Annotated in this window: 10 protein-coding genes and 1 riboswitch; of the genes, 4 read left to right on the top strand and 6 right to left on the bottom strand. The window is 68.8% G+C overall.

Annotation, left to right across the window (positions count from 1 at the left end; genetic code table 11):
- Positions 1–164: 164 nt before the first annotated feature.
- From def to ACIBK0_RS21250, 3 genes are all read left to right on the top strand, one after another.
- Entirely contained in the window at positions 165–815 is a 651-nt protein-coding gene (gene def / locus ACIBK0_RS21260; protein ID WP_399081892.1) for a peptide deformylase, read from the top strand.
- A gap of 406 nt (positions 816–1221) precedes the next feature.
- Positions 1222–2307 carry an epi-isozizaene synthase gene (gene cyc1 / locus ACIBK0_RS21255; RefSeq protein ID WP_399081890.1) on the top strand — a complete coding sequence of 362 codons (1086 nt, stop codon included), beginning with the start codon at positions 1222–1224 and terminating at the stop codon, positions 2305–2307.
- Positions 2304–3674: a cytochrome P450 gene (locus ACIBK0_RS21250; RefSeq protein ID WP_399081888.1), complete on the top strand. Its 1371-nt coding sequence runs from the start codon at positions 2304–2306 to the stop codon at positions 3672–3674. Before cyc1 ends, ACIBK0_RS21250 begins: the two co-directional genes overlap by 4 nt.
- Before the next feature lie 24 nt (positions 3675–3698).
- On the opposite strand, the gene ACIBK0_RS21245 is transcribed toward ACIBK0_RS21250, so the two are convergent.
- Positions 3699–4664 carry a GlxA family transcriptional regulator gene (locus ACIBK0_RS21245; protein WP_399081885.1) on the bottom strand — a complete coding sequence of 322 codons (966 nt, stop codon included), beginning with the start codon at positions 4662–4664 and terminating at the stop codon, positions 3699–3701.
- 186 nt (positions 4665–4850) lie between these two features.
- Here ACIBK0_RS21245 and ACIBK0_RS21240 point away from each other — a divergent pair, with 186 nt between their 5' ends.
- Positions 4851–5054, top strand: coding sequence for a hypothetical protein (locus ACIBK0_RS21240; protein WP_399081883.1), 204 nt, complete (start codon positions 4851–4853; stop codon positions 5052–5054).
- Here ACIBK0_RS21240 and ACIBK0_RS21235 read toward each other — a convergent pair.
- From ACIBK0_RS21235 to ACIBK0_RS21215, 5 genes are all read right to left on the bottom strand, one after another.
- On the bottom strand, positions 5015–5476 hold the full coding sequence (locus ACIBK0_RS21235; protein WP_399081881.1) for a hypothetical protein: 462 nt from the start codon (positions 5474–5476) through the stop codon (positions 5015–5017). The two genes, ACIBK0_RS21240 and ACIBK0_RS21235, sit on opposite strands and share 40 nt — an antisense overlap.
- Positions 5477–5576: 100 nt before the next feature.
- The gene (locus ACIBK0_RS21230; RefSeq protein ID WP_399081880.1) at positions 5577–7652 is read right to left on the bottom strand and encodes a putative Ig domain-containing protein; all 2076 of its coding nucleotides are present in this window, start codon (positions 7650–7652) and stop codon (positions 5577–5579) included.
- 356 nt (positions 7653–8008) lie between these two features.
- Entirely contained in the window at positions 8009–9034 is a 1026-nt protein-coding gene (locus tag ACIBK0_RS21225; protein WP_399081878.1) for a ribonucleotide-diphosphate reductase subunit beta, read from the bottom strand.
- Positions 9034–11427: a ribonucleoside-diphosphate reductase subunit alpha gene (locus ACIBK0_RS21220; protein ID WP_399081876.1), complete on the bottom strand. Its 2394-nt coding sequence runs from the start codon at positions 11425–11427 to the stop codon at positions 9034–9036. Before ACIBK0_RS21220 ends, ACIBK0_RS21225 begins: the two co-directional genes overlap by 1 nt.
- A gap of 155 nt (positions 11428–11582) precedes the next feature.
- A riboswitch (cobalamin riboswitch) is annotated at positions 11583–11676 on the bottom strand.
- Positions 11677–11763: 87 nt separating this feature from the next.
- On the bottom strand, positions 11764–12282 hold the full coding sequence (locus ACIBK0_RS21215; protein ID WP_399081874.1) for a GNAT family N-acetyltransferase: 519 nt from the start codon (positions 12280–12282) through the stop codon (positions 11764–11766).
- Positions 12283–12617: the final 335 nt, after the last annotated feature.

The raw sequence follows: 12617 nt of genomic DNA, 5'->3' as shown, positions 1-12617 counted from the left end.
TTTGGTTTCGGGGGGGGTGCCGGGCGGGCGGCTGGTGGGGGGGGGGGGGCCCCCCCCGGGGGGGGCCCCCCCCCGCGGGTCGGGCCCCGCCCCCCGGGGGGGGCCCGGGACCGTACCCTGTATCAGCATCACACCCCCGTTTTTCAGGAAGGCATACGTCGGTCATGGCGCAGCAGGACACCGATCAGCAGCACGCGGGCGTGCTCCCCGTGGACGACGAGGGCTTCGTCATCGACACCGAGGACGGCGAGGAGCGTGAGGAGGCCTACCGCGGGCGGGGCACCTCGCGGCCGATCACGGTCGTCGGGAACCCGGTGCTGCACAAGGAGTGCAAGGACGTCACCGAGTTCGGGGAAGAGCTGGACCAGCTGGTCGCCGACATGTTCGCCAGCCAGCGCACCGCCGAGGGCGTGGGCCTGGCCGCCAACCAGATCGGCGTCGACCTGAAGGTCTTCGTCTACGACTGCATGGACGACGAGGGCAAGCGGCACGTGGGCGTCGTCTGCAACCCCGTGCTGGTCGAGCTGCCCGCCGAGCAGCGCCGTCTGGACGACAGCAACGAGGGCTGCCTCTCCGTGCCGACCGCGTACGCGCCGCTGGCCCGCCCGGACTACGCCGAGGTCACCGGGCAGGACGAGAAGGGCAACCCGATCAAGGTGCGCGGCACTGGCTACTTCGCCCGCTGCCTCCAGCACGAGACGGACCATCTGTACGGCTACCTGTACATCGACCGGCTCTCCAAGCGCGAGCGCAAGGACGCGTTGCGGCAGATGGCCGAGAACGAGCCCCGCTACCCGATCGTGGCGAACGACTGAGACGTGACGGCGACCGTCCTCGCGAACGACTGAGACGCGACGGCGACCGACCTCGCGAACGACTGAGACGCGACGGCGACCGACCTCGCGAACGACTGAGACAGAAAATGACAGGTGGGGCTCGCAGCCTCTTGTGAGCTTGCTCGAACGGCGCCTGGTCAGGAACATTCCTGACCAGGCGCCGTTCGTGTGTACGTCGCACGTTCGATCCCTTGTGCTCCTCTAGTGATCCATATTCAGTCACACAAGGGGAGATTCTCGGCATCATGGGGTAGTGAGTGGGGCAAATCCGTTCCCAGAGCGGTCAGTTGTGGTGCTGAATGGGAAGTGCGGGGATACGCAACGGCGCACGCCCGGCACAGCGGGAGGGGTGTAGCGCCAGCAGGCGGCTGAGAGGGGTTTGTTCGTGCATGCTTTCTCACACGGCACTTCATCGACACCGACAGCGGTCGCGGTTCCACCGGCGCTCTCTCTTCCGGTGATCGAGACGGCATTTCCTCGACAACTGCATCCGTATTGGCCCAGGCTCCAGAAGAGGACCAGGACCTGGCTGCTCGAAAAACGGCTCATGCCGGCGGACAAGGTCGAGGAATATGCCGACGGCTTGTGCTACACGGACCTCATGGCGGGCTACTACATTGGCGCCCCCGACGAGGTCATGCAGGCGATAGCCGACTACAGCGCGTGGTTCTTCGTCTGGGACGACCGCCACGACCGCGACGTCATCCACGGCCGCACCGGTGCCTGGCGGAGGCTCAGGTTCCAGCTGCACGCGGCCCTCGACTCCCCCAGGGACCATCTGCACCACCAGGATCCCCTGGTCGCGGGGTTCGCGGACAGTATGGTGCGGCTGTACTCGTTCCTCAGCAAGAAGTGGAACGCGCGGTTCGCACTCCACTTCCATGCGGTGATCGAAGCGTACGACCGGGAGTTCCGAAATCGCGCCTCGGGCACCGTTCCAACGGTCGCGGAGTATCTCGAACTCCGTCGGCTGACATTCGCGCACTGGATCTGGACCGACCTTCTGGAACCCAGCGCGGGGTACGAACTCCCCACCGCGGTGCGGAATCACCCCGCATATCGGAAGGCGGCACTGCTCAGCCAGGAATTCGCCGCCTGGTACAACGACCTGTGCTCGCTCCCCAAGGAAATTGCGGGCGACGAAGTCCACAATCTCGGAATCAGTCTCATTCACCATGAGGGGCTGACTCTCGAAGAGGCCGTCACAGAAGTACGGCGACGAGTCGAGGAATCCATTCGTGAATTCCTCGTCGCCGAAAAGGACGTATTACGGCTCGCCGACACCCTCGCGGACGGGACCATGCGGGGCAAGGAATGCAGCGTTGCCGTGAAGGACTGCCTCGGCAATATGCGGAACTGGTTCAGCTCCGTGTACTGGTTCCACCACGAGTCGGGCCGGTACATGGTCGACAGCTGGGACGACCGCTCCACACCCCCGTACGTCAACAATGAAGCGGCAGGTGAGAAATGACCGTCGAGTCAGTGCGACCCGAGGTACCTGAGACGCTGGAGTTGTCCACCCCGCCCCTCGCGGGCGGAGGCGTGCCGGGTCTCGGCCACGGCTGGAAACTGGTCCGCGACCCGCTGGGCTTCCTGGCCCAACTGCGCGACCACGGCGACGTCGTCCGGCTCAAGCTGGGCCCCAAGACGGTGTACGCCGTCACCACCCCCGCGCTCACCGGGGCGCTGGCGCTCAACCCCGACTACGAGATCGGCGGCCCGCTGTGGGAGTCCCTCGAGGGGCTGCTCGGCAAGAAGGGGGTCGCGACCGCCAACGGGCCGCAGCACCGGCGCCAGCGGCGGACGATCCAGCCCGCGTTCCGGGCCGACATCATCCACGAGTACGGGCCGATCATGGAGGAGGAGGCACGCGCGTTCGCGGCGCGCATGGTGCCGGGGGAGACGATCGACTGCACCTCCGAGTCGTTCCGCGTCGCCGTCCGCATCGCGGCCCGCTGTCTGCTGCGCGGCCAGTTCATGGACGAGCGGGCCGAGCGGCTGAGCATCGCGCTGGGCGCCGTGTTCCGCGGGATGTACCGGCGCATGGTCATCCCGGCCGGACCGCTCTATCGGCTGCCTCTTCCGTCCCACCGTCAATTCGACCGCGCATTGGCCGATTTGCATGACCTCGTCGACGAGATCATCGACGAGCGGCGGGCATCTGGTCAAAAGCCGGACGATTTGCTGACGGCATTGCTGGAGGCGAAGGACGACAACGGCGACCCCATCGACGAACAGGAGATCCACGACCAAGTCGTCGCCATACTCACCCCCGGCAGCGAAACCATCGCGTCCACGATCATGTGGATCCTGCAAGTCCTCACCGAACACCCGGAACAGGCGGACAAGGTGAGCAAGGAGGTTGAATCCGTCGCGGGTGACCGGCCCGTCGGATTCGACGACGTCCGGAAGCTGTCGCACACGAACAATGTCATCGTCGAGGCGATGCGTTTGCACCCCGCCGTATGGATATTGACGCGGCGCACGGTGACCGAAACCGAGCTGGGCGGCTATCGCATTCCGGCCGGTGCCGACATCGTCTACAGCCCGTACGCGATCCAGCGCGATCCCCGGTCGTACCAGGAGCACCAGGATTTCGACCCCGACCGCTGGCTTCCGGAACGGTCCAAGGACATACCGAAGTACGCGATGCGCCCGTTCAGCGTGGGCAACCGGAAATGCCCCAGTGACCACTTCTCGATGGCCCAGCTCAGTCTGATCACGGCGACCGTGGCGTCGCGGTGGCGCTTCGAGCAGGTGTCGGGCTCCAAGGACGCCACCCGCGTCGGCATCACGCTGCGACCGCACAAGCTGCTGTTGAAGGCCCGGCCGCGCTGACCGTGCGTGGTTACCGGCGCACGTTCAGGCCGCTCGCGGGCCCCTGAACGTGCGCCGGTACGCCTGCGGGGTCGTCCCCAGGCTCCGGACGAACTGATGGCGCAGCGCGGCCGCGTTGCCGAACCCGGCGCGGCCCGCGATCACGTCCATCGTCTCGTCCGTGGCCTCCAGCAACTCCTGGGCCAGCAGCACCCGTTGGCGCAGGATCCAGCGGTACGGAGTCGTCCCCGTCTCCTGCTGGAAGCGGCGCGCGAAGGTGCGCGGGGACATGTGCGCGCGGGCCGCGAGCTGCTCGACGGTCACCTCCTCGTCGAGGTGCTGCTGCATCCACACCAGCACCTCGCCGACCGTGTCGCACCGGGAGCGGGGCAGCGGGCGCTCGATGAACTGGGCCTGGCCGCCGTCGCGGTGCGGCGGTACGACCATGCGGCGGGCGATGGCGTTGGCGACCTCCGGGCCGTGCTCCTTGCGGACGAGGTGGAGGCAGGCGTCGATGCCGGCGGCGGTGCCCGCCGAAGTGATCACCGGGTCCTCGTCGACGTACAGCACGTCCGGCTCGACGATCGCCCGCGGATACTGCTGGGCGAGCGCCTGCGCGTGATGCCAGTGCACCGCGCACCGTCGGTCGTCCAGGAGCCCGGCCGCGCCCAGCACGAAGACACCGGAGCAGACGCTGAGCACCCGCGCACCGCGCTCGACGGCCCGGCGCAGCGCGTCCAGCAGCTCGGGCGGATAGTCGCGCACCGCATAGGTGTCCCCGGCCGGCACGACGACGAGGTCGGCCTCGTCGAGCCGGTCGAGGCCGTGCGGGGTGGAGACGGTGAACCCGGAGACATGGGTGGCGAGCGTGGGGCCCTCGGCCGAGGCGATCGCGAAGTCGTAGACGGGCAGCCCCTCGTCGCTGCGGTCGAGGCCGAACACCTCGCAGACGACGCCGAGTTCGAAGGGGTGCACACCGTCCAGCAGGACCGCGGCCACGTTCTTCAGCACGGCTCACCTCGCCTTGCGACCTCGGCCGGCCTGTCCGACCTGCTTCTCCGGCCGGGGGCCTGGGGGTTGGCCCCGGGAAGGCGCAGCAGCATGTTCTCCAGTGTGCCTCGAAAGTGGCAGTAATTCGAGGGTGTGCGGCAGTCCTGCCACTGACGGTCGGGAGCAATGGGCGCGACAGTAGTGTTCATGAACACACTCATGGACAACCTCGTCGGAATCCTGACCGTCCTTGGGATCTTCGCGGTAGTGGCGCTCCCCTCGCTGATCGGGCTCACCCACGAGCGGCGCGTCGACCGTCAGCTCAGGGAGGCCGGGGCCGCCCGCTCCGAGGTCGACCGCCCCTCCCGCCCTCAGGGCTTCGTCACCACCACCGTGACCGTCCAATCCTGAAGGCCCTTGCACGAGATCCTGGCCGGGTCGCTGGGGCACAACGGGCGGGACGAGGTGAGCTGCGCCGTCCCGGCCGAGACCGCCTTGAAGGCGGAGGAGGCGTCGCCCGCCTGCAGGACGATGCCGCTGTTGGTGGCCTCCAGGCCGCTGCCGCCGACCTTGACGGGCGCCCAGGGCCGGCTGGTGGTGCCGTCCAGGCTGATGCGGATCACGTCGCCCGTCGTCAGGCAGAACGTGTGGCCGGTGTCGGCGGCGCCGAGCTCCGCCTTCGCCTGCGCACAGCCCTTGTGGGATGTCGTGGGGGACGGCGACACGGTGCCGCTGCCGCCCGCGTCGCCTCCGCTCTGCGTGCCGCAGCCCGCGGCCACGAGAAGCGTCAGTGCCGCGAGGGCGATGGTCCGGTGGTGGGTCGTTCGGCGCATGGGGTGCCTCCTCATCGCTTGGACGTGCCACCCCCGCATCAGGATCCACTTCGGGGCACGGAAAAGCCCTGGCCGCGACGGCGGCCAGGGCTTTCGTGGGTCAGCTGGTCGTCAGGGCGGTGTCGTCGACGACGAAGCTGGTCTGGAGCGAGGAGTCCTCGACGCCGCTGAACTTCAGCGTGACGGTCGAGCCGGCGAAGGAGGACAGGTCGAAGGTCTTCTGGGCGTAGCCGGAAGCCTTGTTGAGGTTGGAGTAGGTCGCCAGCGTGTTGGAGCCGGCGGTGACGGTGAGCTTGTCGTAGGCCGTGCTGGTGCTGGTCTCGGCCGTGTCGATGTGCAGGTAGAAGGTGAGCGACGCCTTGCAGCCGCTCGGGATGGTCACCGACTGGGACAGCGTGTCGGTGTGAGTGGAGCCGTAGCCGTCCAGCCAGGCCTTGTACGAGCCGCCGTGCGCCGCCTCACCGCTGTCGTTGGTGATGACTCCGCTGGAGGCGCTCCAGATGGTGTTGCCCGACTCGAAGCCCTGGTTGCCGAGCAGCTGCGCCGCGGTGCAGGTGCCGCCACCGGATGTGCTGACGGTCCAGGTGAAGGAGGCCGAGCCGGAGGCGCCGGTGCTGTCCGACGCGGTGACGGTCACGCTGTAGGTGCCCGCCGTGCTCGCGGTGCCGGAGATCAGGCCGGTCGAGCTGTTGATCGACAGGCCGGTGGGCAGGCCGCTCGCGCGGTACGTGAGGCTCGCGCCCGCACTGTCGGAGGCCGAGATCTGCAGGCTGACCGAGCCGCCGGTCGTGGTGGACTGGCTGCCCGGGTTGGTGACGGTCACCGTGTTGCCGGTGCTGGTGCCCGAGGTGAAGGCGGTGGTGCCGTTGGGGGTGCCCCAGCCGGTCGGGCCGTCGTAGCCGGTGGCCGCGGTGCAGAAGTACGAGGTCGAGCAGGAGCCGTTGTTGCCGCTGGTGACGTCGTACAGGTTCGAGGTGTGGGAGTACGGGTACTTCGCCGGGTAGTCGCTGGAGCCCGGGGTGCCCGCGAGGGCGTACACGCCCGCGATGATCGGCGCGGAGGCGCTCGTGCCGCCGTAGACCGCCCAGCCGGAGCCGCCGTAGGTGTCGTAGACGGCCACACCTGTCGCGGGGTCGGCGACCGCGGAGACGTCCGACTCCATGCGCTTGGTGCAGCCGGTGTCGGTCTGCCAGCTCGGCTTGGTGTCGTACGCGGAGCAGCCGGAGCCGGTGCCCTCGGTGCTGCTGGTCTTCCACACGGACTCGGTCCAGCCGCGGGAGTTGGACGACGTGGACAGCGCGGTGCCGCCGACGGCGGTCACGTACTGCGAAGTCGCCGGGTACTCGGCGCCGTAGCCGGAGTCACCGGCGGAGACGGTGATGGCGACGCCCGGGTGCTTGAAGTACTGGGTGTCCTCGCTGGTCTGGGAGGAGGACTCGTCGCCGCCCCAGCTGTTGGACACGAACTTCGCGCCCAGCGAGACCGCCTCGTTCTCCGCGATCCCGAGGTCGGTGTCGTTCGCGGAGTTGGCCTCGACCAGGATGATGTTGCAGTTGGGGCAGACCGCGCTGACCATGTCGATGTCGAGCGCTTCCTCGCCCGCCCAGCCGGTGTCGTTCGTCGGCAGCGAGGTGGTCGAGCCGGTCTGGCTGACCTGCTTGAAGCAGCCGTTGGCCTTGGTGCAGGCCGACAGGCCGAACTGCGAGCGGTAAGTGGCCAGGTCTGACTCGGCGTTGGGGTCGTTGTACGCGTCGACGACGGCGACCGTCAGGCCGGAGCCTCCGATCGAGGGCAGGCTGTACGCGCTGTGCAGGTTGGCCGGGCTGAGGCCGGACACCGCGGCGGCGTCCGGGGATATCGCCGCGGCCAGCTTCTGCTTGATGTCCGTGCGCCGCTGGGCGAAGCAGGCGGCATGACCCGGGGTCGGGGTGCCGCACAGATGCGTGGTGGGCACCTTCTGGCCGGCCTTGCCGGTCGGGTGCACGGCCTGGGCGGCGGGGGAGGTCAGGGCTTTCGCGTTCTGGGCGGCCCGGGAGATGTGCGCGGTGGGCGCTGTCTGCGCACCCGCGGGCGGGGCCGCGGCGAACCCGGCGACGCCGAGGGCGAGGGCAGGGAGGGCGGCGGTCAGGAGTCTTCGCAGTCTCCGGGCGGGTCTGACGGAGCGTGTCTCACGCATGGGGGTGCTGCCTCCATCGGTTTGAGGCCGGTGCCGCGTGGGCCGGGGTAGGGCCGTACGCGGCTCCACAGCCGGAAGTGGGGGTTCTCGGCGTTGCGTGGCAGGCCCGTGACGCGCGTAGCGCGACTACATGAAGGGAGTGTCATGGGCATGCCAGATCAGTTCTCCTGGTATGCCGCTGTGTGTGACATGTCAGGACGGCCAGAACCTAGCCGGGGCCGATGAGGCGCGGATAGCGGCGCCCGAAGAACTTTGCCGCTCCATAGGTGGTCCATGGACGACCCATGGACGGTCCATGGACGAGACGCGATGATGCCGGGCCACGCCCGCGGCCCGGCATCATTTCTGAGGTGACGTCAGAAGTCCTCGTCGAGGTCGACGGTTCCTTCCACCGCGACCTGGTACGCGGACGGCCGCCGCTCGAAGAAGTTGGTCAGTTCCTGAACGCCCTGGAGCTCCATGAAGGAGAAGGGGTTCTCGGATCCGTACACCGGCGCGAAGCCCAGCCGCTGCAGGCGCTGGTCGGCGACGCACTCCAGGTACTGCCGCATCGAGTCGGTGTTCATGCCCGGCAGACCGTCACCGCACAGGTCGCGCGCGAACTGCAGCTCGGCCTCGACGGCCTCTCGCAGCATGTCCGTCACCTGCTGCCCGAGCAGGTCGTCGAAGAGCTCCGGCTCCTCCTTGCGTACGGTGTCGACGACCTCGAAGGCGAAGCTCATGTGCATCGTCTCGTCGCGGAACACCCAGTTGGTACCGGTCGCCAGGCCGTGCAGCAGACCCCGGCTGCGGAACCAGTAGACGTACGCGAAGGCCCCGTAGAAGAAGAGCCCCTCGATGCACGCGGCGAAGCAGATGAGGTTGAGCAGGAAGCGGCGCCGGTCGGCCTTGGTCTCCAGCCGGTCCAGCTTCTCCACCGAGTCCATCCACTTGAAGCAGAACTCGGCCTTCTCGCGGATGGAGGGGATGTTCTCCACGGCGGCGAAGGCGGCGGCGCGGTCCTCCGGGTCGGGAAGGTAGGTGTCGAGCAGCGTCAAGTAGAACTGGACGTGCACGGCCTCCTCGAAGAGCTGTCGGGACAGATACAGCCGCGCCTCGGGGGAGTTGATGTGCTTGTACAGCGTCAGCACGAGGTTGTTCGCCACGATCGAGTCGCCCGTCGCGAAGAACGCGACCAGCCGGCCGATCATGTGCTGCTCGCCCTGCGACAGCTTCGCGAGGTCGGCGACGTCCGAGTGGAGGTCGACCTCCTCGACGGTCCAGGTGTTCTTGATGGCGTCCCGGTAGCGCTCGTAGAAGTCCGGGTACCGCATGGGGCGGAGGGTGAGTTCGAAGCCCGGGTCGAGGAGGTTCTTCTCGGTTTTTTCGGGGGCGGGGGTCATCACTGGCAGGCCTCGCAGGACTCGGGGTTTTCCAGGGAGCAGGCGACGGCGTCGGGGTCGGTCGCCTGCTGGACGGGGATGATCTTCTCGGGCTGCGCCTGGGCCTGTGCGGCGCGGGCGATGCGGGTCGCCGGGCGGGAGCGCAGGTAGTACGTCGTCTTCAGGCCCGACTTCCAGGCGTAGGCGTACATCGAGGAGAGCTTGCCGATGGTCGGCGTCTCCAGGAACAGGTTCAGGGACTGGGCCTGGTCCAGGAACGGGGTCCGGGCGGCGGCCATGTCGATGAGGCCGCGCTGCGGGATCTCCCACGCCGTCCGGTACAGGTCGCGGACGTCCTGCGGCACCCAGGTGAAGCCCTGCACCGAGCCGTTGGACTCGCGCAGTGCCTCCCGGGTCTGCGCGTCCCACACACCCAGCTTCTTCAGCTCGTCCACCAGATAGGAGTTGACCTGCAGGAACTCTCCGGACAGCGTCTCGCGCTTGAAGAGGTTCGACACCTGCGGCTCGATGCACTCGTACACGCCCGCGATGGACGCGATCGTCGCGGTGGGCGCGATGGCGAGGAGGAGGGAGTTGCGCATGCCTACCGCGGCGATACGTTCCCGCAGGGCCGCCCAGCGCTCCGGCCAGGTCAGCTCCACGTCGAAGTGGTCGGGGTGGAGGACACCGCGGGCGGTGCGGGTCTTCTCCCAGGCCGGGAGCGGGCCGTTGCGCTCGGCGAGGTCGGCCGAGGCCTCGTACGCGGCGAGCATGATGCGCTCGGCGATGCGCGTCGAGAGGGCGCGGGCCTCCGGCGAGTCGAAGGGGAGGCGGAGCTTGAAGAAGACGTCCTGGAGGCCCATCGCGCCGAGGCCGACCGGGCGCCACTTGGCGTTGGAGCGGCCCGCCTGCTCGGTCGGGTAGAAGTTGATGTCGACGACCCGGTCCAGGAAGGTGACGGCCGTGCGGACCGTCTCGTCCAGGCGGTCCCAGTCGATGTCGCCGCTCGCCCGGTCGACGAAGGCGCCCAGGTTCACCGAGCCGAGGTTGCAGACCGCCGTCTCGCCGTCGTCCGTGACCTCCAGGATCTCGGTGCACAGGTTCGAGGAGTGAACGGTGTGGCCCGGCTCCGCCGTCTGGTTGGCGGTGCGGTTGGCGGCGTCCTTGAAGGTCATCCAGCCGTTGCCGGTCTGTGCGAGGGTGCGCATCATGCGGCCGTAGAGGTCGCGGGCCGGGATGGTCTTCTTGGCGAGGCCCGCCTCTTCCGCCTTGCGGTAGGCCGCGTCGAACTCGTCGCCCCACAGGTCGACCAGTTCCGGCACGTCGGAGGGGGAGAACAGGGACCAGATCCCGTTCTCGTTGACCCGGCGCATGAACTCGTCCGGGATCCAGTGCGCGAGGTTCAGATTGTGCGTACGCCGGGCGTCCTCACCGGTGTTGTCGCGCAGCTCCAGGAACTCCTCGATGTCGGAGTGCCAGGTCTCCAGGTAGACCGCGGCGGCGCCCTTGCGCCGGCCGCCCTGGTTCACCGCGGCGACCGAGGCGTCGAGGGTCTTCAGGAACGGGACGATGCCGTTGGAGTGCCCGTTCGTGCCGCGGATGAGGGAGCCGCGGGAACGGATCCGGCTGTACGACAGGCCGATGCCGCCCGCGTGCTTCGAGAGACGCGCGACCTGGTGGTAGCGGTCGTAGAGGGAGTCCAGCTCGTCCAGCGGGGAGTCAAGGAGGTAGCAGGACGACATCTGCGGGTGCCGTGTACCGGAGTTGAAGAGCGTGGGGGAGGAGGGGAGGTAGTCGAGGCGGCTCATGAGCCGGTAGAGGGCCGCGACTTCGTCGAGCGCTCTGGTCGTGTCGTCCTCGGCGAGGCCGGACGCCACCCGGAGCATGAAGTGCTGGGGCGTCTCGATGACCTTGCGGGTGATCGGGTGCCGGAGCAGGTAGCGGCTGTGCAGGGTGCGCAGGCCGAAGTAGCCGAAGCGGTCGTCGGCGTGCACGTCGATCAGTTCGTTCAGGCCGGCCGTGTGCAGCTTTACGAATTCCGCCGTGCGGTCGGCGATCAGGCCCTCGCGGTGGCCGGTGGCGATGGACTCGGCGAAGGATCGCACCCCCTGTGAGGCGGCCTCCGCCGCGATGCTGATCGTCAGCAGGCGGGCGGCGAGGCGGGAGTACGCCGGGTCCTCGGAGATGAGGCCGGCGGCGGCCTCGGTGGCCAGTTCGCGCAGCTCCTCGTCGTCCGCGCGGGCGGACCGGCCGCGCAGCGCGGCGGCGGCGACCCGGCCGGGGTCGGCGTCGGGGAGGTCGGAGGTGAGGTCGGTCAGGGTACGCAGCAGCGTGGTACCGGGACCGTCCGTCTCCACCGGGGCCCGCTTCGCGGAAACGGAAGCTGAAGCCGGGTCGGCTGGCGCGATGGTCACTTGGGGCTCTCCCTCGCTCGGCACGGGGCCTGTTGGCGAGGAGCGGGGCACACGGGGGCGCTTCAGGGCAGCGGCGCACCGCGTCCACCGGCCCATTCCGCGAGGCCCGGACGTCGTCGGCGCCCGGGCCGGGTGGCCGGGGCGCGCTGTCGGCAGGTCCTCGGACTGACACTCGTACGCGGCCATGCAGGGCATGAACACGTACAAGTACACCGTTGCGGGACAGTTCCGGATTCGCACCGGATTCCCCTGCGGCGACAGCGAGCATGAGCATACATCTTGTGCCGGGCTGCGGGAGCACCCCCACATGTTGTGTCGGGTCGGCTTCGCGGAGTGCTACGGAGTGTGCTGGATCGTCAACTCGTAGGTGAGCAGCAGGATGTTGTCGATGTCCGGGATCGGGTTCCAGTCGCGGTCGGGAGTGCGGGTGAAACCGAGGCGTTCGTAGATGCGGTGGGCTGCGTGCATCGTGCGCTGGGTGGACAGGACGATGCGTACGCAGCCTTCAGTGTTGCGTGCGCGGTCGACGCAGGCGCGGACGAGGGCTTCGCCTGCGCCCCTGCCCCGCGCCTCGGGTGCGACCGCGAGCATGCGGATCTCGGCCTCGCCCTGGCGGGCTATGTCGGCCATGGGGCCGCCCTGCGGGACGAAGGTCACGCCGCCGAGTACGCGCTCGTGGGCCACCGCGACGAGTACGTCCGCGGCGGCGGCCCGCTTGGGCACGTCCCGCAGCTCTCCGAGGTACTCGTCGTTCTCCCCGAAGTCGAGCAGGCCGTCTCCGAGGTAGGCCTGCGCGGTGAGTTCGCCGACGGTGGGGTACTCCTCGGGCTGCGCCCGTCTGATGACGATGTCCATGCGGGGAGTGTGCCGGACGGGTACGGCGACGGGCCGCCGGTTTTCCTTCCGGCGGCCCGTCCTGTGGTGGCCGCGTCGGCGCTTGCGGCTGGTGGGTGGGGCGGGTTTGCGCCGGTGGGTGGGTCCGCCTGTCCGCCGGTGGGTGGGTCCGCCTGCGACCGGTGGGTGGGTCGGGGCTGTGCCGGTACATCCGCCCTGCGTCGCCGGTGGCAGATCGCTTGGCTTTCATGGCTCTGCCTGTCGGCAACCACGTAAGCGACGGGGCATGTGATGTACCGGCACGGCCCCTTCCGTGCGTCGGCGACTGTGGGTGCGTACTGGCTCAGCTGCGGGCA

Origin of the sequence: Streptomyces sp. NPDC050564 (genome assembly GCF_044457265.1) — a bacterium.
In the GTDB taxonomy this organism is placed as follows: Bacteria; Actinomycetota; Actinomycetes; order Streptomycetales; family Streptomycetaceae; genus Streptomyces.
This window is presented reverse-complemented; position numbering and strand designations above follow the sequence as displayed.